The sequence below is a fragment of the Nostoc sp. genome, from assembly GCF_036917575.1.
In the GTDB taxonomy this organism is placed as follows: domain Bacteria; phylum Cyanobacteriota; class Cyanobacteriia; order Cyanobacteriales; family Nostocaceae; genus Nostoc.
The window spans coordinates 26,207-49,859 of the sequence record NZ_JBALDC010000017.1 but is presented as its reverse complement, the minus strand read 5'-3'; the positions used below and the strand labels follow the sequence as shown (position 1 = coordinate 49,859).

General features: G+C 42.1%; 15 protein-coding genes, 2 pseudogenes and 2 riboswitches. Of the genes and pseudogenes, 9 read left to right on the top strand and 8 right to left on the bottom strand.

What is annotated here, in order from left to right:
- Positions 1-2: 2 nt before the first annotated feature.
- From V7K79_RS03680 to V7K79_RS03660, 5 genes and pseudogenes are all read right to left on the bottom strand, one after another.
- Positions 3-1,376: pseudogene (locus V7K79_RS03680) on the bottom strand (TonB-dependent siderophore receptor); the annotation flags it as partial.
- Between the two features lie 12 nt (positions 1,377-1,388).
- Positions 1,389-1,814, bottom strand: coding sequence for a TonB-dependent siderophore receptor (locus V7K79_RS03675; RefSeq protein ID WP_335044822.1), 426 nt, complete (start codon positions 1,812-1,814; stop codon positions 1,389-1,391).
- A complete protein-coding gene (locus V7K79_RS03670) occupies positions 1,786-2,556 on the bottom strand; it encodes an AraC family transcriptional regulator (RefSeq protein ID WP_335044820.1) in 771 nt (256 codons plus the stop codon). Before V7K79_RS03670 ends, V7K79_RS03675 begins: the two co-directional genes overlap by 29 nt.
- A gap of 108 nt (positions 2,557-2,664) precedes the next feature.
- On the bottom strand, positions 2,665-2,841 hold the full coding sequence (locus V7K79_RS03665) for a hypothetical protein (protein ID WP_335044818.1): 177 nt from the start codon (positions 2,839-2,841) through the stop codon (positions 2,665-2,667).
- Positions 2,842-2,937: 96 nt separating this feature from the next.
- Complete coding sequence (locus V7K79_RS03660) at positions 2,938-4,173, bottom strand: ABC transporter substrate-binding protein (protein WP_442938886.1); 1,236 nt, start codon at positions 4,171-4,173, stop codon at positions 2,938-2,940.
- Positions 4,174-4,195: 22 nt separating this feature from the next.
- A riboswitch (cobalamin riboswitch) is annotated at positions 4,196-4,338 on the bottom strand.
- A gap of 226 nt (positions 4,339-4,564) precedes the next feature.
- On the opposite strand from V7K79_RS03660, the gene V7K79_RS03655 reads away from it, so the two are divergent.
- Entirely contained in the window at positions 4,565-5,710 is a 1,146-nt protein-coding gene (locus V7K79_RS03655) for a PepSY-associated TM helix domain-containing protein (RefSeq protein WP_335044816.1), read from the top strand.
- A 543-nt stretch (positions 5,711-6,253) separates the two neighbouring features.
- Here the strand turns inward: V7K79_RS03655 and katG are convergent.
- The gene (katG, locus tag V7K79_RS03650) at positions 6,254-8,620 is read right to left on the bottom strand and encodes a catalase/peroxidase HPI (RefSeq protein ID WP_335044814.1); all 2,367 of its coding nucleotides are present in this window, start codon (positions 8,618-8,620) and stop codon (positions 6,254-6,256) included.
- A gap of 110 nt (positions 8,621-8,730) precedes the next feature.
- On the opposite strand from katG, the pseudogene V7K79_RS03645 reads away from it, so the two are divergent.
- The 7 genes and pseudogenes from V7K79_RS03645 to V7K79_RS03615 all read left to right on the top strand — a co-directional run.
- A pseudogene (locus V7K79_RS03645) lies at positions 8,731-8,953 on the top strand (IS4 family transposase); the annotation flags it as partial.
- Positions 8,954-9,428: 475 nt separating this feature from the next.
- Positions 9,429-9,818, top strand: coding sequence for a hypothetical protein (locus tag V7K79_RS03640; protein ID WP_335044812.1), 390 nt, complete (start codon positions 9,429-9,431; stop codon positions 9,816-9,818).
- A gap of 289 nt (positions 9,819-10,107) precedes the next feature.
- The gene (locus V7K79_RS03635; protein WP_335044810.1) at positions 10,108-11,133 is read left to right on the top strand and encodes a helix-turn-helix transcriptional regulator; all 1,026 of its coding nucleotides are present in this window, start codon (positions 10,108-10,110) and stop codon (positions 11,131-11,133) included.
- A gap of 98 nt (positions 11,134-11,231) precedes the next feature.
- Positions 11,232-13,799, top strand: coding sequence for a TonB-dependent receptor (locus tag V7K79_RS03630; protein WP_335044807.1), 2,568 nt, complete (start codon positions 11,232-11,234; stop codon positions 13,797-13,799).
- A gap of 272 nt (positions 13,800-14,071) precedes the next feature.
- Positions 14,072-15,037, top strand: a complete 966-nt coding sequence (locus V7K79_RS03625) for a helix-turn-helix domain-containing protein (RefSeq protein ID WP_335044806.1) — start codon at positions 14,072-14,074, stop codon at positions 15,035-15,037.
- 111 nt (positions 15,038-15,148) lie between these two features.
- Positions 15,149-17,842, top strand: a complete 2,694-nt coding sequence (locus V7K79_RS03620; protein WP_335044803.1) for a TonB-dependent siderophore receptor — start codon at positions 15,149-15,151, stop codon at positions 17,840-17,842.
- 267 nt (positions 17,843-18,109) lie between these two features.
- Positions 18,110-18,733: a Uma2 family endonuclease gene (locus tag V7K79_RS03615; protein WP_335044801.1), complete on the top strand. Its 624-nt coding sequence runs from the start codon at positions 18,110-18,112 to the stop codon at positions 18,731-18,733.
- 76 nt (positions 18,734-18,809) lie between these two features.
- On the opposite strand, the gene V7K79_RS03610 is transcribed toward V7K79_RS03615, so the two are convergent.
- Entirely contained in the window at positions 18,810-19,682 is an 873-nt protein-coding gene (locus tag V7K79_RS03610) for a (2Fe-2S) ferredoxin domain-containing protein (RefSeq protein WP_335044798.1), read from the bottom strand.
- A gap of 43 nt (positions 19,683-19,725) precedes the next feature.
- Positions 19,726-21,840: a TonB-dependent receptor plug domain-containing protein gene (locus tag V7K79_RS03605; protein WP_335044796.1), complete on the bottom strand. Its 2,115-nt coding sequence runs from the start codon at positions 21,838-21,840 to the stop codon at positions 19,726-19,728.
- 309 nt (positions 21,841-22,149) lie between these two features.
- Positions 22,150-22,299: riboswitch (cobalamin riboswitch) on the bottom strand.
- Positions 22,300-22,381: 82 nt separating this feature from the next.
- Between V7K79_RS03605 and V7K79_RS03600 the strand changes: the two genes are divergently transcribed.
- Positions 22,382-23,350 carry an AraC family transcriptional regulator gene (locus V7K79_RS03600; RefSeq protein WP_335044794.1) on the top strand — a complete coding sequence of 323 codons (969 nt, stop codon included), beginning with the start codon at positions 22,382-22,384 and terminating at the stop codon, positions 23,348-23,350.
- Positions 23,351-23,653 lie beyond the last annotated feature (303 nt).

Genomic DNA, 23,653 nt, shown 5'->3' with positions numbered 1-23,653 from the left:
GATTAAAACTCCCAAGAAATGGTTCCTTGCACCGTGAATGGATCGCCATAGTAAACGTTTAGGTCGCTTCCAGCCGACTCAAAATAGTCAACATTAAACAGATTCTTGAAATTAAGTGATGCCCGCAAGTTATTCCGCTTGTAGAAGATGGCAGCATCAGTACGGAAATAACCGGGCAATTCAAACGTATTATCTAGATCTCCCTTCCTGTCACCTGTGTAAAACACCCCGCCACCCACGCCAAATCCCTTCAAGCTACCCGATTGAATTTCATAAGTTGTCCAGATATTAAAGCTGTGTTTGGGGATACTATCCAACAAGGTGCCAACCGCAATGGTGTTATCTTTGGTCACACGGGCATCGTTATAGGCATAACCAGCAATAATGTTCCATCCAGGCAAGATTTCACCAGCTAGATTCAATTCAATGCCTTGGCTTTGCTGCTCGCCGATTTGAATCGTAAATCCTGGTCTGTTCGGATCTTCAGTGTCTACATTGGTGAGAGTGAGGTCATAAAACGCTAGGGTTGCAGAGAGTCTGTCGCTCAAATCTGCCTTGATTCCAACTTCGTACTGCTGACCATATAGGGGTTTAGGAGTTACCGTAGATTGGAAAGCTTGAGATGGTTGAAATGATTCACTGTAACTGGCGTAGAGAGAAATAGCTGGAATTGGTTGATAAACAACACCGACTCTGGGGCTAAATACTTCCTGTTGTTGAAACTCAGTGCTTGTAGGTAAAGGAAAAATTAAATTTCTTGTCTGGTTTGCAATATCAAAGCGTCCGCCTAACAGCAATTTGAGATTATCAAACAGCGCAATTTGATCCTGGATATAAAAGCCAAAAGTATTGATATTAAATTTTGTTGCGGATGTCTGAGTGAGAGTACCTTGGAGTGGTTGACCATACACAGGATTGAACAGATCAATTGGAGCCGCTAGCGCGAAAAACCTAGGTAACTGTTCGGCATCATACCTAGTGTAATTAAACCCGGTGACGAGTTGATGTTTAATGCTGCCTGTAGCAAACTTACCGACTATATACGTGTCAACGTTGAAACTTTGCTCGTCAGTACCACCTTTAAAGTATCCTCGGTCAAGGGTGCGGTTATCGCTAGCTAGCTCAAGGTTGGCGGTGTAGTTATCCCTTAAAGCAACCCATGTACCTCTGAATGCATTATGTAGCTGCCAGTTGTCGCTAAAGCGATGCTCGAGAGTGTAGCCAACTTGAAACACCTGTAGATGTCTTTGAGAAGAATCTTTATTGTAGTAGCGATCGCGAGGAATTTTGCCGTTAGGGTTTGGCAGGACAGTACCCACAGAGGGGAGTCCTGTTTGAGCATCTTGACGTTGCTCGAAATACTGTGCCTGTAGAGTTAGCTTGGTGCGTTAGCGTAGCTCGCCGCAGGCATCGCTCAATTGCCAGGAAAGCGCAGGTGCAACAAAATATTGCTCTGCATCATAGGAATCAATAAAACTTCCAGTCGTCTGAGCCGCAGCGTTTAAGCGATACAACACAGTCTTATTACTGTTGAGCGGACCCGAAAAGTCAACAGCGCCACGATAGAAATTAAAGCTTCCAGCCGTCGCTTCCACCTCGTAAAAAGGATCACTGAGAGGTTTTTTAGTAATGAAATTGACGCTCCCTCCCAGAGAACCTTGACCATAGAGAACGGAGGCAGGTCCCTTGAGGACTTCAATCTGTTCGATGCCAGCAGCATCAAAGAAGCCAGTTACATAATATGTGCCATTTTGCAACCCATCTGTCAAAACATTGCCTCTAGAGTCAAAGCCACGAATTGTTGTTCCAGTCAAAACTGAGCTCTACTAATAAGGGTGGATTTTCTAAATGAGAGTGCAAAATTTCTCTAGCGTGATGGATGCTAGCAATAGTTCCTGATTTTAACTTCGGTGATGGTTGCAATCCTCCTTGATGCGACAAAATCGGGAGTAATTGCAATGTCATCAATTCCACAACCTTCGCTTGCAAATACATTCGTTTAGCTATTCCGTGGTAAGGACAATTAATTATTTGCTGCACCACTCCTTGGATAGCTGGTGTAATTTCCGGATAAATTAAACTTTGCCAATCATTACCCTGGGTTAAGAAACGCAACTGGGGCAAAATTTCACCATCTGTTGTTGGGAAAAAAGTTCTCAACACATCAGGGGACATATGAATATCTACACCCACATATCGCGTTTGCAGAATTTTAAAGGACGTTTGGCGTTGGATACCACTACCAGAAATGCAGGTATATCCGTCTCCTAACTTCCCTCCGTATTCATCTATGGTGCTACCTGAAAGCAAAACGCCAAATTTCAAGGGGTGTTCCCATTCGGGAATTGGGAAAATGATGTCATCATGATATTGATAGTCCATAATCGCTAGCCAGATATCGGGATGGACTTGTACACCACGAAAACCACCTCTACCCAGTTTATTAGGCATTTCATGGGTAAATTCAAAGGTTTCTGAGGTAATATCACAGACAACACTCTGAGCGGCCTCAGCCCACATTTCCCCTTCTTCTTGCGCTGTCATTGTAAAAGTCATGGCTGGCGATTGATGGTAAATTTATTGCTAATAATTAGCATTAATTTTACAGTAACTAGGGGAAAATTCCAGAGGTTACTATCACTCTTGATTGAAAATGTTAGAGCTTCAAGATAAATTTATTGAGAAAATTTTATCAAACTGAGATTTTGTACAATTTGCGATCGCAGATACTGCATAAAGTGCAGATATTTTTAGAATAATCAACACCAGATAAACTCTCTCATTTGCGGCTGTATCAAAAATTGATTCTGTGAAGCGATGCAAGTTTTCTCTCACAACCATGAATAAATCTATGAGAAGTTTGAGAACTGGGCATATACCGCAAGCTAAAAATGGGTTATGTGAACGGAAGGGAGATTATCGGTGAAAGTTCGATGTTTAAATAAGTTTGCGGTAATAAAACAATTGATGATTGAATAATATTTCCGGATGAAATATTTTAATTAAGTCTGCTAAAACGATATCTGGATTATTAATACCACCTTCCCAGTAATCATTACCTTCACTTTCATTGACACGAGCATTATTATTATAAAGATTGCCTGTTTTCATCGCTTTAAAATCAGCATAACGATTATCTTCATTCAATAAATCTTGTAACCTCTGCCAAGATTGGCTAAAATTCAACCAGTAATCAGCGTTTGCCGCACGTTCCAGAACAACTTCAAAAGATAAAGGTAAACTACCAGAAGATTTATCATCACTCCAGAGATAGTTTGCACCTGCATCAGCAAGATATTTGGCTACATAACTTTTACCACCAGGCATAAACCAAGTACCTTTAAAGTTAAATCCGACGAATACTGTAGGACGATTTTTTACAGATTTGACTTTTTGAGCTACTTGTTCATATTTACGAGTGATTTCTTTAAATATCTTTTCTGCTTGTTCTTCTTTATTAAAAAATAAAGCGGTAAATTTCAACCATTCACTTCTTCCTAATGGCGTATTTTCCATATATTCAGCATTTATCCCAACTTTCAAACCTGCTTCTGTGAGTTTGGCATAGTTATCAGTTTGGGAATTACCTGTGCCAAAAGTTGTTACCAAGTCAGGATTTAATTCTAATAATTTCTCTATATTTAGATTAGCATTATTACCTATTTGCGCTACTTTACCTGCTTTGATTCTTTCTACCACATCAGGCGTATTGACTTGCTTAGTATCACTAAGTCCAATAAGTTTATCAACTACTCCTAATTTAGCTAAATGTGGTAAATGAGTTGTAGATAAAGAAACTATGGAATTAATCGGAACTGTAATCACTTGTGCTTGATTGAATCCTTTAGGTGTAGGAGTTCCACATTGAACCAAAGCATATTGAAACGCTGTTTTCGCATTCTGCCAAGGATTTTTAATGGTGACTACTTTATAATGTTTGTGATATTCTACTGCCAAACCTGTGGCATGAGTAATTTTGATTTTAATTGGGAAATAATCAGTATCTTTATCGTACTTTTGAATACAACTACTATTAGTATTTTTAGATATGTTGATTGCTGTACTATGACAAGCAATGATTAAAGTGACAATTAATAAAAATTGACTTGCGCTTACAGCAATACGAAAAACCAGCTTGCGATGACGAAAAAGCCGCGTAACTATAGCCATCATCCGTACCTCGCAGATGGTGTGAACAATAAGTTAACCATCGGCGGGCATTCTGACTCAAAGGCATGAGCCTCTTCACAGTTGCGGGACAGTGCCGGATTTGCACCGGACTTTCCCCCTTGCGTCTGATGGGAAGAAGCCATCAGAACCGACCTCTGCATTGAAGCATATTTTGAAGCGTGCTATATGCAAATGCAACAAATTTTTAACAAGTCTACCGTTTATACGGGTTGATAAAGTTACAGGCGAAGAGCAACCACAACTATCTGAGCGATCGCCCTTGCCTTTTATACTCCAGTCAGGCGATTCTATAAAGATACAAATTATTCTCATTTAAGCGTTTTTCTGCAACGATCTCCATTTGATTCTAAGTCATAGCTCAGGAGCATTTTTCATGAAATCTAAATCACTCCGAAACATTGCATTTTTCTTACACCGCTACCTTGGCTTAGTTGCAGCGTTAGTGCTAATCATTGTCGGCTTAACTGGTTCTTTGTTGGTATTTCAGCACGAAATTGACGAATTTTTAGTAAATCAACAATTCGGACAAGTTATTCCTAAAGGCAATCTCCTCCCCATAGAATCCGTATTAGAAACCGTAAAAACTGCCTATGCCAAGCAACCAGACCTCAAAATCTCAAGCATTAACACACTCCCAGACCCTCACCTTCCCTATAGTTTCTGGCTACAAGCCCCAAATGATAAATCTCTGCAAGTTTTCATCAATCCCTACACAGGTATAGTTATGGGTTCTCGTAACTGGGACGAGACAATTATTGGCTGGACTTTTAAACTCCACTACCAACTTCTTGCAGGTGAAATCGGCACAATCATTGTCGGTATTGTGGCTTTTATGCTGTTGATTCTTAGCATTACAGGAATTGTATTGTGGCCTGGTTGGCGCAAGTTAATCTCTGGTTTCAAAATCAAGTGGAATGCTCATCCCAAGCGAGTCAACTTTGATATTCACAAAGTATCAGGCATTGTTGCGGCTGTCTTCTTAACTTTTATTGCCTTTACAGGTTTTTGCTGGAACTTCAACAATTTTGCTCAACCTGCCATCCATGCAGCCACCTTCACACCAATTATAAAAGATCCAGTTTCTAAACCAATTCCTGGTAAGTCTGGTTTGACACTGAACAAAATTTTACAAAAAGCTGATGCAGCGCTACCTGGTGCTGCTACAACTTATATTAGCTTTCCTCAAAAGCCAGAAGAGGTTTACACAGTCGGCAAAAAACAACCGCAAGAAACAGCAGAGTACGGTTCTAGTCGGGTTTATCTTGACCAATACACAGGTAAAGTGCTGCAATTACAGAATGGGCTGAAGCCGACACGGGCAGAAGCAGTGTTGAATTCATTTTCACCACTGCACTATGGCACATTTTGGGGACTACCAACACGGATTCTCTATATTTTCGTGGGACTTTCACCGCTAATTCTGTCTATCACTGGCTTTGTAATGTGGTGGTATCGCTACAAAGGAAAAAATCGCCAACAGCAGACTGTGACAATAATTGAGCATTTAGGTAAAAGTTAGGGTATTGGGCATCGGGAAAAGGGGAAAGGGAAAAGGAAAGAATTTTTCTTTTGCTCCCCAACTCCTTTACCCCCCTGCTCCCCAGTCTCCAGTCTTCTAGTTCATAACGACTACTTACTACTCACAATGACTATCACTATTTCAGCGAATGCTCACTGGGAAGTATTATTAAAAACTTAAGACACTATACGCCTCTACGATCCCTCCAATTCATTAGATATTCTTTGGCAGCACCCGCCTCGACTCGGTGAGGGACAGTATCAATTTATTGAATTGCGAGATGGGTTTGAACTATGGATTAGTAACTATCAGCTTCATGACACTGTAATTACAAAAGTCAAGGAGCGTAAACATCGTCTGGAATATAGTTTCGTCCTTTCAGGAGTTGCAGAAACTCGGCATATGTATCAAAAAAGTTTTATGACCTTTAATGACGGAAAGTATTTTTTTACTGGGAGTGGTCTTGCACCTAGTAGTCTGCCAAGTGTGCCTCTATAGTTCGTTTTCTACACCTCAAAATTAATGGGACAGATCATTAGTCTGTTAAGCGCAAACGTCGAAGCGATCAAGCATCATTACCTTGTTCCAGACCGCGACGAAGTCCTTAACCATACGCTCGTGACCGTCATCAGCGCCATAGACTTCAGCAATTTGACGAAGCTCCGCGTTCGAACCGAAAATGAGATCGCAACGTGTCGCGGTGAACTTCGTTTCGCCCGTTTTGCGATCGCAGATGTTAAACAGCATCTCGCGATTGTCTATCGGCTTCCACTCATAGTCCATACTGGTCAGGACACGGAAAAAGTCATTGGTCAAAACACCGGGTCGGTCAGTAAAGCTACCGTGCTTTGAATAGTCCCAATTCTGATCGAGGGCACGAAGTCCGCCGACCAGAGCCGTCCACTCAGGCGCAGTCAGCGTCAAGAGCTGCGCCCGATCGAGGAAGATCCGCTCCGGTTTCACTTTATAGCCGACCGCCTCATTGTGATAATTTCTGAAACCGTCCGAAACTGGCTTCAACCAGTCAAACATTTCAACATTTGTCAGTTCCTGAGTCGTATCCATCCGACCTGGAGTAAACGGGACGGCAACAGAAAACCCAGCGTCTTGCGCGGCCTTCTCGACCGCAGCACAGCCACCGAGGACTATAAGGTCTGCCATCGAGATTTTTTTGCTGCCCGACTGAGCAGCGTTAAAATCCGCCTGAATTTGCTCAAGGGTTGATAGGACCTTGCCGAGCTCCTGCGGGCGGTTCATTTCCCAGTCTTTTTGGGGATTGAGACGAACGCGCCCTCCGTTTGCGCCGCCGCGCTTGTCGGAATGGCGGTGGCTTGATGCTGATGCCCAAGCGGCTGACACAAGTGCCGAAACAGAGATCCCACTCGCTAAAATTTTATCCTTGAGAGAATTGATATCGGCGACATCAACGACCTCGTGATCCAGTGCTGGAATTGGATCTTGCCAGATCAAATCTTCCTCTGGGATTTCCGGACCAAGATAGCGCGTTTTCGGCCCCATGTCTCGATGGATCAGCTTATACCAGGCGCGCGCGAACGCATCGCTGAAGTAATCGAAGTCACCCAAGTAGCGCTGACAGACCTCGTAATAGACCGGATCGACCTTCAACGCAATGTCCGAAGTCATCATCATTAACGGGTGCTCAACGCCCTGTTGATGGGCATCTGGTGTCTTTGGTGCATCAGGATTGCTCGGCTTCCACTGAATGGCACCTACTGGACTCTTTGTCTGTTCCCAGTCGTACTTAAAAAGATTGGTTAGGTAACTGTTGTCCCACTGGATTGGGTTTGGAGTCCACGATCCTTCGATCCCGTTCGTCATCGTATATTCGGCAAACCCAGTGCCTTCAGGGTTCTGCCACCCCATGCCCATAGCCTGAATCGGCGCGGCTTCCGGTGCTGGACCGATCTTGTCCGGCGAGACCATGCCGTGACTTTTGCCAAAGGCATGACCACCTGCAATCAGCGCGACAGTCTCTTCGTCATTCATGCCCATCCGCGCAAACGTCTCGCGAATGTCTCGCGCCGAGCCATAGGGGTCGCCTTCGGCGTTTGGACCTTCTGGATTGACGTAAATTAGCGCCTGGTGCGAAGCTGCTAGCGGGTTTTCAAGGTCGTAGTATTCCTCATTTGGCTTCCCAACCCACCGAATCGTGCGAGTGACCATCTCGTCAGGATGACCAGGGTGTTCTTTGATATCCTCAATTGGATCGCCGTTCCAGAACTCCGGCCCCCAGTATGTCGCGCGGTCTGCCTCCCAGGCATCAATGCGACCGCCACCAAAACCAAAGGTCTTAAACCCCATGATTTCGAGCGCGCAGTTGCCAGTCAGACTCATCAAATCAGCCCAGCTTATTGCCGCACCATATTTCTGCTTGATGGGCCATAGCAGCCGTCGTGATTTATCTGTGTTCCCATTATCCCACCACGAATTGATTGGTGCAAAGCGTTGCATACCCTGACTCGCTCCGCCCCGACCGTCTGCGATTCGGTAGGTGCCTGCGGCGTGCCACGCCATGCGAATCATTTGAGGTCCATAATTACCATAGTCGGCTGGCCACCAGTCCTGCGAATCGGTCAGCAGCGCTTTGATATCGCTTTTCAACTGTTTGAAGTCAATCTTCGCGAAGGCTCCCTTGTAATCGAAATCTTGCAGCGGGTTAGCTTGGGGCAAATTTTGGTGAAGTAGCTCGACCTGAAGTCGGTTCGGCCACCAATCATCAGTTTGCGGCTTGGAGCCAAGCGCACCACCAATGCGGCTTCCACGGAAAGGACATTGTGCAGGAGTGGTAAGAGGGTTGTTATTCATAAAATCCAGTTTCTTCTGAATACCGTTGCCAAAATAAGAGGATGAAGAGGTAAGGCGTTTCGTAGTAAAGTTATTGTCTCTCACAACAACAATTCAAAAACCACTTGCCGCCCATGCTCGATATCTTATCATTGTTACAATGCCTCTTGCCACAGATAAAAGCTACAAAGATGCGTCAATTGAACCAGATAATCTTGGTCAATTTATCTTATCATCAACTCTTAGATTTTCGTCAACACAATCGTGACTCCGGCATTATTAATCTTAAGGCTTACTATCGTGGGTTTCAATATGTTCGTGAAATGTTAAAAATGCGAAACTGAAATCCCTGAGCCTATTTTATTAACCCAGATTTTTGCCAGGCTTACTTTTTTAGGTCGTATTCATCCCGTTTCTACAAGCGTTGAACCCTCGTAAATTGGCGAAGGTATTGGTAAATCAACTAAATTAAATATAAAATGCTCAGGTGCTAGATTCCCAACTTTTTTAAAAAGTCGGGAATCTGAGTATTCAGATATCTAAACACTCGTGCCAAGAAAAGACTTTTGTGTTTTGTGCAGCCAAAAGCAACTTCTGTCGTCTTGGAAGTAACTTCTGCCGTGACGTTTCCGTGTTTTGCGCAGCCAAAAGCAACTTCTGTCGTCTTGGAAGTAACTTCTGCTGCGACGTTTCCGTGTTTTGCGCAGCCAAAAGCAACTTCTGTCGTCTTGGAAGTAACTTCTGCCGTGACGTTTCCGTGTTTCGCGCAGCCAAAAGCAACTTCTGCTTTGACGTTTGTTTTAGAAAGATAGAAGTTATTTTTTTTACATAAATCAATAGTTTTACGTATGACAATCTGGGAAACAATTGTCCACTATAGAGTTATGAGAAGTTTAAGAAATAAGTATCAATTATGGCAAGACACAAACGCAATTCAGGTGTTCTCAATAAAGCTCAGATGCGTCTAGCCTGTGTTAAATCCATTAGTCCAACGCTAGATGTTGGAATAGGTTTAACAGTTAAAGATTATACTGATAAAATTGCAGACCTCAGTCAATCTCTGGAAACTTACAATACTATTCTCTCTACTATTGATGTCTTATCAACTCAGATCGCTGAAAAAGAAAAAGATTTAGCAGACTACTCTCAGCAAATTTTGCTTGGCGTTGCTTATAAGTTTGGTAACAATAGCCATGAATATCAAATGGCTGGAGGGACTCGTAAAAGCGATCACAAGCGTACTGCGCGTCAAACTAATATCGATTATACCACGCACTCAGCCACTCCTGATGCGTCAAGCTGATTCGTAGTGACAATTTGATGTGTGCATTGAGCCGCACTAATTACTAAAATGTGATACATGCGTAGGCGTAGCCCGTCGTAGACATCGCTATAAAGCAACAAATTTTAAACAAGTATACCGCTTATATGGGTTGATAGAGTTACAAGCCAAGCAAGCACTGATAGCGATCGCCCTTGCCTTTCATACTCCTACACCTAGATTTATATTTGTCAGGCACAGTTTATAATTTTCTTATTGAGAATATTTACTAGCTTTTCTTGCAAGTCAAATTTATTGATAAGATATCTTGATGGAAACCCTGACATTTGAGGAAAGTAATAACCTATTCCAAGAACATTTAGAAAAAACGGAAAAGGAACTTTTTAAATGCAATGGATTTGACTATGCTGTTAAATCTAAAGATAGGTTTTCTACTGGTTTGGTTTGTGCTGTTGAGCTACGTCCAGGACTTTTGCTTGTTATTATAGACGAATATTTTGAGCATGATTTAAGCGTATGGGGTCATCATGACGAACAACCTTTTCCTTTAATTTCTCATTTTCACCTTTCCAGTAATTTGCAAACAATTACTCCAGGAATGAAAGAAATTCCAGATGATTATATAGAGTATGTTGGGAGAAATTACTTATTTTATTTACCAAACTTAGATGAAATTGAGCAGCATTCGGCTGGGGAACATCGCTTAGATATAACTATATACATTTATCCTGATTGGCTCAGAAGTTTTAGTAAAAGCTTTGAATTACTACCTGCTTCATTGCAATCTTTTTTAAAAGATAAATATCCGCTGAGATTTCATCACACTGTTGGAGAAATTACTTCGGCAATGTTTGCTGTTTTACAACAAGTGTTAGATGCTCCCTATCAGGGAATGATGAAGCGGATGTATTTAGAAAGTAAAGTGATTGAACTACTGGCGCTGCAATTTAATCAGCTTTTATATAAAGAACAGACAATTCACTTATTAGTTAATCTCAAACCAGCAGACGTTGAAAAAATTTATCATGCTAGAGATATCTTAATCTATCGAGTAGATAATCCTCCCTCATTGCTCGATTTAGCAGAGATGGTTCATTTAGGAGAACGGAAGTTGCAACAAGGTTTTAAAGAAATTTTTGGGACTACTGTTTTTGGCTATTTGCATGACTATCGCATGGAACAAGCAAAAATCATGCTAAATGGGACAAAAATGCAAGTAGCAGAAGTATCAAACGCTGTAGGTTATGCACATTTAGGTTATTTTGCTCAAGCTTTTAAGAAAAAATTTGGGATTACACCAAAAGAATGTCAACGTGGAAAAAAGCCGCTAAAGTGACAAAAAATTGCAGCTTTACAGATAGACACGGTTATTGAAACTCCGTAAGGTGACTTCAAGAGGTACTTGAGAATATCTGTCTATTGGTAGAGCTAGTTATGAGAAGATTACAGAGGATGCTTGCGGGTTGTAAGTATGTTAGTTGGCAATTGTGGGCGATCGCTTTAGTTTTACCGATGATGCAACCTGCTTGGGGAAATGAATTTCCGGGTATCAAGCAAGCTCAAAGAGGTTTTTCTACCAATGCAGCTGATTTGTTAGCACAAGGGAATGTTGGAGTTACAGAAGTTACTGGCGTTAAAGTTAATTCAACTTCCACAGGTATTGAGGTAATTTTACAAACATCTCAAGCTCAGGCGTTGCAAGTTGTCAACAAAAGTAATGCCAACAGCTTCATTGCCGATATTCCCAACGCACAATTACGTTTACTGCTTGGTAACTCCTTCCGGCAAGAAAAACCAATTGCAGGAATTAGCCAAATAACAGTAACAAATATTGATGCAAAGACTGTGCGGTTGACGGTGGTGGGTGAGAAAGCTTTGCCCACGGTTGAATTATTTGATGATAATGTCGGGCTGGTTTTTGGTATAGGTTCACAAGCAACGGCGACTTCTCCACAACAGCCACCCCAAACACAGCAGCCAGAAAATCAGACACAACCAAAACCATCAGCAGAAAGTGATAAACCAATTGAGTTGGTAGTCACGGGTGAGCAAGATGGGTATCGTGTACCGGATGCTTCCACTGCTACTCGAACCGATACTCCCCTGCGTGACATTCCCGCCTCAATTCAGATAGTACCGCGACAGGTGTTACAAGACCAAAAAGCAGTGCGGTTACAGGATGCAGTGCAAAACGTGAGTGGGGTTACTCAAGGGGGTAACTACGGAGGCTTAAATGCAGGTAGCTATATCATTCGTGGTTTCGAGCAGGATGGAAATTTTAGAAATGGATTCCGCGATAGCGATTTCTTCACATTATCAGACATCGCAAACTTGGAACGAGTTGAGGTACTCAAGGGACCAGCCTCAGTCCTTTTCGGTCAGGCTCAACCGGGTGGGATTATCAACCTTGTCACAAAGCAGCCGTTAAGCGAACCCTATTATGCGGCTGACTTTACTGCTGGTAGTTACGATTTTTATCGACCGACTTTAGACATCTCTGGTCCATTGAATACAGACAAAACTCTGTTATATCGCTTGAATGTTGCCTACCAAAACTCCGGGAGTTTTCGTGACTTTGTTGATACAGAACGTATCTTCATCGCGCCATCTCTAACCTGGAAAATCGGCACTAAGACAACATTAAACTTTGATTTCGAGTATCTAAATAACGATACTGGATTTGATCGAGGCATTGTCGCTGTTGGCAACAGACCTGCCCCCATTCCGATTAGTAGGTTCTTAGGGATTCCAGGAGAAAATGATTCAAAAAACATAGTTTACAGAGCTGGTTACAGATTAGAACATCAGTTTAGTGAAAATTGGCAGCTTCGCAATGCCGTTTCCATTACTATAAACAAGTCAAATAATTTTTATGCAGAACCAGATAGCTTAATCAACGATCAGTTTTTTATCAGGTATTATGAGAATAGTAAATTTGAAACTGACAACTACAGTCTTCAAACTGAGCTCATAGGAAAGTTTGTAACTGGGTCAATTATCCACCAACCGCTTTTGGGAATAGAGCTAAACCGAAGCGACGGCCCAGTAATTTTTAGAGATGCTATTTTGCCACCTCTCGATATTTTTAGTTCGGTGAATAACAGCGTTATCCCTACCGATCCTCTAGAAGCTACTTTCAAGGCTCGACTTCGTACAGACAGATTAGGGATTTATCTTCAAGATCAGGTTACTCTGCTGGATAATTTGAAGCTACTGGTCGGAGGGCGTTTCGACTTTACCGAGCAGAAAAATGACGATTTGCTTGCCGGAACTAGCATCAGTCAATCTGACCAAGCCTTTAGCCCGCGAGTTGGCATAGTCTACCAGCCGATACCGCCAATCTCGCTTTATGCCAGCTATAGCAGTTCTTTCGTTCCAGCCATTGGGAATTCAGCTAACGGTTCTACATTTGAACCTACACAAGGTACACAATACGAGGTGGGTGTTAAAGCCGATTTGAGTGATAGACTGTCTGCAACTCTAGCTGCATACCAGATTACAAAAACCAACGTCCTGACCACCGATCTGAATAATCCCAGTTTTTCCATTCAAGTCGGAGAGCAACGTAGTCGAGGCGTTGAACTCGATGTTGCAGGCGAAATTCTCCCCGGTTGGAAAGTTATTGCCACTTACGCTTATACCGATGCCGAAATTACCGAAGACAATCAATTGCCAGTTGGTAATTTGTTGAAAAACGTTGCTCCGCATAATGCCAGTTTGTGGACAACCTATGAAATCCAACGTGGGAGTCTACAAGGTTTGGGATTTGGATTGGGACTGTATTATGTAGGGGATAGACAAGGCGATTTGGCTAACAGTTTTATTTTACCCAGCTACTTCCGCACGGATGCAGCACTTTATTACAAACGCAATAACTGGAAGGCTGCAATCAATATCAAGAATCTCTTTGATGAGAGATATTACGAAACTAGCCAGGTAAGAACCGTCATCTATCCTGGTGCGCCATTGACTGTGTTGGGCACAATTTCGTGGGAGTTTTAGCTGTGCAACTCCTATCCCCAAGCTGTAAAAGTTAGTCTTATTAAGAGTTGACGTTTTGATATTGCTAGGGCGTGTTTTCAAACTTGTTGTATCCTCAAAAAGTAGCGATCGCATTCTCAAACCTTACCTTTTAGGGGTGCCTTCAACATCGCTTGCTGCGATCGCGGTTGTTTTTCGTACATGATGAGCCAATGTCGTTGAGTTAAAGATAAATCGCGGTAAGATTATTGAAACTTATTAGCATTAATTTTACCATCTACTAGTTGCCAACTATGACTATTACTCCCACAACAGCAGAGCTGCAAGAATGGTGGGCAGAAACTGCCAAAAATAGTCCGCAAAATCCATTAGAGCCATTTGAATTATATCGTCAAGTACCTAAACAAATCGGCAAGGGCTATGAGCGAGATATTGAAGTGTATCCCCAAGTGTTGCTTTCAAATTGGGACTGTAAATATCACGATGATATATCGCAGAAAGAACCTGAATCGAATCATCCACTGCAATTTCATGTCCAGCTTTTAGGAAATAACGCAGACAATACACTGATCTCTGGTGCTGGCGTTCAACGCTCATGGATGTCGATAACTCCAAAATCACGAAGTGTGGGCATGAATATTCATCTGCCACCTGAGCTATTGGGAACCTTTTTCCCGATAGCTGGCGGTGAAATTCCTTCCCAGTTCAGCCTATTGGCGAAAGGTAATGATTGGCAGACAATACTAGAGCCTAAAAAGACTAGTGCTGTCAACTCTGTGGTGCAACAAATTATCTATTGTCCATATCAAGGAATCACCAAGTTGATGTTCTTGCAGGTAAGAGTGCTGGAACTGATCCGCTTGCAGTTAACTCCTCTATTAGTGGATCGAGGTGGAATGCAACTATCCCTACGACAAAAGCCTGAAACTATCGCCCGCATTTATCACGCTAAGGATATTTTACTCTCCTGTTTGGAGAATCCACCTTCAATAATAGAATTAGCGCAATTGGTAGGGTTGAGCGAGAGTACCCTGCAACGCGGATTTCGTCAATTGTTTGGCACAACAGTATTTGGTTATCTGACTGATAAACGTATGCAAAGAGCAGAACAATTACTGCGAAGTAGTAACTTAAGTGTTGCCGAAGTGGCAAATTTATCAGGTTATGCTCACCTCGGACACTTTGGTGCTGCCTTTAAGCGCAGGTTTGGGATTACACCGAGTGAATGTCTTTTTGGCAAAAAGCTTGTTTCGGGATAGTGTGCTTGTTTTGGGATAGACAAAGCTGCGATCGCTCCTCTAAACTAAGCTTGATTGCAATTAATAAATATCTGCAATAAGCCTTTTAATCTAAACTGGGTGGAGAGTGGCGTGAAAAGTCGGCAGTTCAATATCTATTTATGGCTGGTAGCAACTTTAGTGGGGATTATCTCTACTCTAGTAACTCAAGTAGCTTCCGCAGAGGTGAAAGTTGAGAATAATAGTCAAAAAAACTCTGTTTTGAATGAAGATGCTCTTAATCAAAAAATCCCACAACTGGGCGAGTTAGAAATTCCTCTCACCAGCGCTCAAAATTTATTAGTGCAGTCGCCCACACCGCAAACTACACCCACGCCGACAATTCAAATAACGGGGGTAAAAGCCAATCCTACCTCTAAAGGTGTGGAGGTGATTTTAGAGACACCTGTTGGTACTCAACTACAAGTAACAAATCGCAGTACGGGCAATAATTTTATTGTAGATGTAGCCGGTGGGCAGTTACGCCTACTTAGTGGTGAAGCTTTTACATTCCGTTCTCAAAAACCAATTGAAAGAATTACTGAAATAAGAGCACAGAATCTTGATGCAAATACTGTGCGAGTAACGGTGGTGGGTGTTGCAGTTTTACCAACGGTTGAGTTATACGATGATGATGCAGGGCTAGTTTTTGCAGTAGCAACTACAGCAACGGCAACTTCTCCACAACAGCCATCTCAAACACCCCAAGCACAGCAACCGGAAAACCAGACACAACCAACTCAACCATCAACAGAGGGTGATCAGCCAATTGAATTGGTGGTGACAGGCGAGCAAGATGGGTATAAAGTCCCTAATGCAACAACTGCGACGAAAACCGATATTCCCATCCGCGACATTCCTCAGTCAATTCAGGTTATCCCCCGTCAAGTGCTGGAGGATCAACGAATTACGCAACCAAGGGAAGCAGTTCAGAACGTCAGTGGAGTGACTCCTGGCGGATTCGGTTCTCAATCTGCGATTGGTGAAAGCTTTATTTTCCGAGGGTTTCAGGGGGGCGACACTGGTAGTACTTTTGTCAATGGTTTTAGGAGATACAGCATTTTTAATCGCCAGATAGATGTCGCTAACATTGAACAAATCGAAATTCTCAAGGGACCAGCATCAGTCCTTTATGGTCAGGGCGAACCGGGTGGTATTCTCAATATTGTGACCAAGCAACCTCTAGCAGAGCCTTTTTATGCTGTTGAAGGAACAATTGGTAATTTTGATTTTTACCGTCCGACATTTGATATTTCCGGTCCACTCAACGCTGACAAAACGATTCGCTACCGTTTGAATGCGGCATATCAAAACTCTGGTAGCTTTGTGGATTTTGTGAAAACAGAGCAAGCCTTTGTTGCGCCAGTCATTAGTTTTGAGCTTGGTAAGAATACAAACTTAACATTGGAAGCTGAGTATCTCAATACCTCAAAAGTAGAGTACTTGGGTATTCCTGCCGATGGTTCTGTTCTTAATAGCCCTTTTGGACGAGTCCCCCGCTCTCGGTATGTCGATGACCCAGATTTGAAACTAGAACGTGATTTTGTGGCGCTCGGCTACCGCTTTCAACACAAATTTAGCGATAACTGGTCAATCCGCAATGGGTTCAGAGCTGAACTTGAAGATTATCAGGAGGCTTTTGCCTTTAATTTTGGACTGCAAGCAGACAATCAGACAGTGGATCGTGGCGCTAGAGTGGATAAAGCTAGGTCACGGAATTATTATTTGCAAACTGATGTTCTTGGAACTATCCAGACTGGTATAGTTAAGCAGGATTTACTCTTCGGCTTGGATTTAGGTAGGATTAATTACATCCGCAAGATATTCTCTTCAACACCCGCCTTGCCACCCATCAATTTCTTTAACCCAAATTATGACCGACCTTCACTTCAATTTGATACAAAAACTGAAGACACAGAAAGTCCTCAAAATTTGATCGGTGTCTATGCCCAGGATTTGATCTCAATTGGAGATCAGTTCAAGATTTTGCTAGGTGGTCGCTTTGATTTTGCACAATCCTCCTATGAGGATACAGTAAGTGGTACCTCAAACGATCAAGAAGATAGTGCCTTCAGCCCTCGCATTGGCATTGTTTACCAACCCATTCGACCAGTCTCTTTATACGCTAGCTATAGTCGCTCATTTCAACCCTCTGACGCATACTTCAGAAATGCCGATGATACTCCATTTGAGCCAACTACGGGCGAACAATTTGAAGTTGGGGTCAAGAGTGAATTTTTGGATGGCAAACTTGCAGCAACTTTAGCCGCTTACCAACTTACCAAGCAAAATCTTGTTGTCAGCGATCCAGTGAATCCGCTAAATAGCCTCCAGGTGGGCGAACAACGCTCTCGTGGCATTGAGTTTGATGTCGCTGGAGAAATCTTGCCGGGATGGAAAATCATTGCCAGTTATACCTATATCGATCCGGAAATTACTGAAGATACCAGACCAGAGTACCAGGGAAATCAACCGAATAATGTTGCCCGAAACAGTGCTTCTTTATGGACAACCTATGAAATCCAAACTGGAGGTTTGAAAGGTTTTGGATTTGGCGGGGGATTATTTTTTGTAGGTGACAGACAGGGAGACTTGGAGAATACATTCACATTGCCCAGTTATGTGCGAACCGATGCACTGATTTATTACCGCCGTGACAACTGGCGAGTCGGGCTGAATATCAAGAACTTGTTTGATGTGAATTATTTTGAAAGTGCCTATGGTAGAAACTATGTGTTTCCTGGCGCGCCGTTTACAGTACTAGGGACAGTATCATGGCAGTTTTAACGATCGCATTCCATCTACTGTTATCCTTGTGTGAATTTCGGGTTAGCCAAAGGCTTGTACCAATGGTTTAGGCAGGGCTAACCCAGAGGTTTTGATCGAAATACAGACAGGGGCGATCGCGTCAAACAGAATTTAGTAAGTAGCGGTGTTCAATAACTTTATTCGCTTTCACCCAATGTTCATTCGGAACTTGAGTGGAGGCTTTGCACGCTAAAATTATAGGGGCAGTTATGCTTAAAAACTAATGAATATCAATTAGGAATAAATATGACTCAAGTACTGCCAAAACAAAAACTATTAACCATTCAAGAATTTTTGGAGCAAAAGCCAGGAGAAAATCGCTATGAACTGCATAATGGAATAATTATCGAGATGGCGCAGCCTTCAGGTAAGCATGAAAACGTAACAGGTTTTTTAAGTGTTCAGATAGGAGTTGAATTTACCCGATTGAACCGCTCTTACAACATCCCAAAAACTGGATTAGTGGCATTTTCAGATGAGGAAACCAGCTTTGCTTACTGTCCCAACGTACTGGTTATCGATCGCACAAACTTAAAAAATGAGCAGCTATGGGAAAAATACTCGACCGTACAGCAGCCAGAATCAATCCCTTTAGTGATTGAGGTGGTGAGTACAAACTGGCGCGATGACTACTACAAAAAATATGCCGACTACGAAAAAAAGGGCGTTCCTGAATATTGGATTGTCGATTATGCAGGGCTGGGAGGGCGTGATTTTATCGGAAATCCCAAACAACCTGGTATTTTTGTCTGCGAGTTGGTTGATGGCGAATACGTCAAAACTCTATTTAGAAGTAACGACCGAATCGTTTCTCCCTGTTTCCCCGAGCTGAAACTTACCGCACAGCAGATTTTTGATTCAGCCCTGTAGCTGTTACATATAGAATTTCTATTTAATTTTTACGAAGCTAGGTACAACTCGAAGAGGTGATGGTATAAGTCCTAATTTAAACAGATTCCGGTGGATATATATTTTCAGATACTTTATTACCTTTCACCAAATGTTCATTGACGATAGTTTTAGCTACATTTGAGTTAACGCGAGTGTACCAAGTCCGATCATCTGAATAAAATACTACTGGCCCTAATTGGCAAACTTCCAAACAGCCAGATGTTCTTACTTCCACGCCTACACCTGCTTTCTCAACGGCTGATTTTAAAGCGTCAAATGTGGGTTGCCATTTCTGGGAAGGAAGACAGCGAGTAGAAGTGCAAACACAAATATAAGAATGTTTCAATGGGTTTTTAGTAAAAGGAATTAGTTTGTTACCTAATACATAAATCTCTCGTAATTCCTGATAAAGAGCTAACTTGGATAAATTAGGCTTGCCTTCTGGTAATAAGTTTTCACCTTCTACATACGGATTTGGCAAGAAAATAGTCATGAGGTTTTCATCTGCACCATTCCAAAAATCGATACCCCAATTTCTAGGAATACCTTCTGCATTAAACCGTCGATAAAATGCAGCGCGACTAACTTGACGATGTTGCCTTAATTCCAAAGGAGTCTTACAATGAGGCCCACCTAAATTAGCCTCAATACATAGGTGCAAATGCCAGCCTTCTGTGACTACTGTAAGATATCCATCATAGAGAATACAAATTTTGGGTGGAGCATTAAATTCTAATTCTAATACACCTCCTTGGACAATATGCCCTACCCCTACCTGTTGCCAATTTTGCTGAAATAAAGTATAGAGTAATGACGATAAAACATCGGTACTCGAATCAAAATATTCGTATTCAATAGACCCCCCCGTAGATAAAATCTCAGTTACAACCTTATTAACTGGAGTTACCCAACAATTAAACTCAGTCATTTAATACTCTCCTCTGCATCTGTGCGTAAAAAAACTCTTTCCCTCAAAACGTAGAACTCAACCCAACCTGAAAAACCCTCCCCCCATCAGGATAACCCGGAAACAACTGATAACGCTGGTCAAAGAGATTATCTACACTACCTGTAAGTATTAAGTTATCACTCAGAAGTAAGCGGATTTTAAAATCAAAAGTAGTGTACCCAGACAAAAATTCTGTATTGGTGTTGTTTATGGGATACGCACCCAAAGAATGCATCAGTATTCCAGCATATAAACCTTGAGAAGTTTCATAAGAAAGTCCCGCATTTAAACTGTCTGCACCCGCAAATCGTAATTCTTTATCGACTTCGGTAGAGTTTGTACTTTTTAAAATCTGCGGATCGTTTGCCGTATAACTAACAAAAGCATAGATATTCTTCGCTAGCTGCAAATTTAAAACTGCTTCGATTCCTGTAGTGCGAACCTTACCGATATTTTCATAAGTAGCTACCGGAACAGCAAAGTTATAAGCGATTAAATCTGATATTGTATTGTTGAAATAGGTTAAGCGCAATAAACCAAAATTGCCTAGCTTCTGGTCAACTCCAACATCATAACTATCGCCTTTCTCTGGACGAAGATTAGGATTGCCAACGTAAGTGCTACCATTCGCATATAAGTTGAAAAGATTCGGTGCACGGAAATTCTTGATATAATTAGCTCTCAGGGTGGTAGAATCTGTAAGTGCAAATTTTGTCCCAATACTTGGTGATGTAAAAGAGCCATTTGTCAAGCTGCTAAAATCCTGGCGTAAACCTAAATTGGCAGTGAAACTAGGAGTAAAATTAATTTCATATCTAGCAAATAGCGCTCCTTGACTAATACTATCGTCGTAAGTGACTGTTTTTGTATCAACAGAAAAGTCGAATGTACTATTAGTAGCTGAGACATTGCGGTAATCAAAGCCATAAACTAGGGTTTGATTATTAGCAAATTTCCAACTGTGTTGTGCTTGCAATCCATAAGAAGCTTGCCTGTTATCATATCGTGCTTGGGATGAATTGCGACTATCAAAGCGAGTGTTGAGGAAATCTGCATAAACTCTGGCTGTTAGCAGCGAATCATTTCCACCTCCTAGTTTTGAGTTCCAAATTAAATCGGTGAGAACTTGATCTGTGTATTTGCGATCGCTATCAGTCAACGAGTTAAAATAGCCTTGACCATACAATGGTTCGGGAATCGGGACTCCTCCTGGTACTCCTTGGTCTTTGCCTAAGTACAAAGTTGAGAGAGTTAGAGTATTACGAGAACCTAAATCCGCCTCTAACTTGACATTAAAGTTGTTGTAGAGAACATCATTATTTTCCCTGGTTCCCTCGAAATTCGCCTCTGGAATCGAAAAATGATAATTATTTTCAGCTTGGGTACGGTTATAACCTACAACCCAACCAATATCTCCTATTTTTCCGCTACTATTGATAGTCTGCTGATTCAACCCATACGCGCCAAAATTAATACCTGCTTGTGTCGTCACTTTTTTTGTAGGATGACGAGTGATAATGTTAATCACCCCTCCAATTGCATCGGAACCATAAAGAGTAGAACCACCACCTGGTAGGACTTCGATTCTCTCAACAATATTGGTAGTAAATTCTGAAAGGTCAAAACCACCAGAACCAAGTTCGTTAATTGGCCTACCATCAAGCAAAATCAAGACTTGTGCAGAGTTAGAACCTCGAATAAATTGACCGCTTAAGGCGTTTACTTCTGTGCCAACTGTACCATCAGGTAAGATACCTGGAAGGAATTTTAGCGCTTCTCTGACAGTTTTAGCACCTTGCGCTTCTATTTCTTCACCTGTAATCACGTAAACCGGACGGGTGGAATCTTTCACTGTCCCCTCGTGGCGAAAGGGTGAGTAAACAGGTTCATTGAGTAGTTTGTCGATGACTGTTAGTTCAATATCTGGTTCTTCTGTGGATGCTGGAGTATTTTCAGGTGTTACTTGTACAACTGGTTGTAAGTCTCTTGCAGTACCTTGGTGCTTGGGAAATTCAGATATTTGTGGGACTTGATTAGCGATGGCTATATTTCCTCCACATACAATCCCATAGATTGCGGTAAAAACGAAGATTTTTGAGAAAGATTCACAGGAAGTAACGACACGGAAAGTAGACATGAAATTCCTCGTTTTTAGTAAATGCAGATATTGATGTGTGCTATTGAGTTTTGAGATTTAGGCTTGAACTTGCTCGCTACAATGCATTGCCATACCTAAATCATGGTGGATACTATTTGGATCGCAAAAAAGACTCTGTGGTATTCCTGATGGATACCCAAATTCCTATCGGACAATCCAGAATTAAGTGTCGTTACTAACAGCGAAGCGAATCAGTAAAACTTGCAAAGGGTACTAGATTAAAACAGTATTTGTACCCATAAAATTTCTTAATCAAATGTATCATCTGTGCCTCGCAGATAAATGTTTTGTATTTAGAGTGAGTCGGCGGGCATTCTGACTTAGAGACACGTTATCTTCGTCTCATTACAGCTGCGGGACAGCGCCGGATTTGCACCGAACTTTCCCCCTTGCGCCTGATGGCTGCTCCCCATCAGAACCGACAGTTATGTGTCAGATTACCATAGTTGGTGTCTGCGTGTAAATTTAGTTAGCGACAATTTTGATAAATATTATCTAAATCTGCTATTAATCGCCAGCTATGACCATCACCTTGACATCTAGAGAGTGGGATGAACTTTTGGCAGAAGCTGAAATGAGCAGCCTGCAAAATCCGAAACCTGATGAATTTATTCGTCAAATGCCAAGACTTCTCGGCAAGGGCTATGAGCGAAACATTGAAGTCTATCCTAAGCTTCTGCTTACAATTGACGACTTGGAATATCACGATGATTTATTGGTGAAATTTCCTGAATCGAATCATCCTCTGCAATTTAGTGTCGATATTTTAGGAGTTAACGCAGACAACACACTTATTTCTGGTGCTGGTATTCAACGCTCATGGATTGAGGAGAATCCGAAATTTCAACGGAGTGTGTTTGTTAATATTCATATGCCACCTGAGCTATTGGCAACCTTTTTCCCGACAGCAGATGGTGAAATTCCTTCCGAGTTCAGCTTTCTGGCAAAGGGTAATGATTGGCAGACAATGCTACAGCCCAAAAAGACGGATGCTATCAACTCTGTGGCACAACAGATCATCAATTGTCCCTATCAAGGAATCACCAAGCGGGTTTTTTTGCAGACAAAAGTGCCAGAACTGCTCGGTTTGCATTTAACTTCTATTCTCGTGGATCGAGGTGGAGTGCAAAGGTCGCCACGACTGAAGCCCGAAACTGTCAGCCGAATTTATCATGCTATGGATATTTTGCACTCCCGTGTAGAAAATCCGCCGTCGATACTGGAATTAGCGCAACTGGTGGGTGTGAGCCATCGCACTCTCAAACGTGGATTTCGAGAATTGTTTAATACAACGGTATTTGGTTATTTGACTGATAAACGTATGGAACAAGCAGAACAACTGTTACGTAATAGCCATCTGACTGTTGCCGAAGTTGCCAATTTGGTAGGTTATACCCATCTAGGACACTTTGCTGCTGCCTTTAAGCACAAATTTGGCATTTTACCCAGTGAATGTTTGTCGGGTAAAAAGTGCCTGACGGGACTATGATGGCCTTTTCGGGATAGACCAAACCACGAGTCCCGCTTTAGACTATTCTTCATTGCAATTAATAAATATCTGCAATAAGTTTTTTAATCAAAAGTGTATGAGAAGTGGGATGAAAAGTTGCCAGTCTAATATCTCTATATTGCTTGCAGTAAGTGTAATCGGAATTATCAGCACCCTAGTAACTCAAGCAGCTTGGGCACAAGCAAAACTGGAGAATCGAGAACAATTGTCCCTTAAAGGTGTTGAGAGTTTAAATCAACAACTCAAAGCTCAAACTGATGCCTTGACAACGAGGGTGAAGCA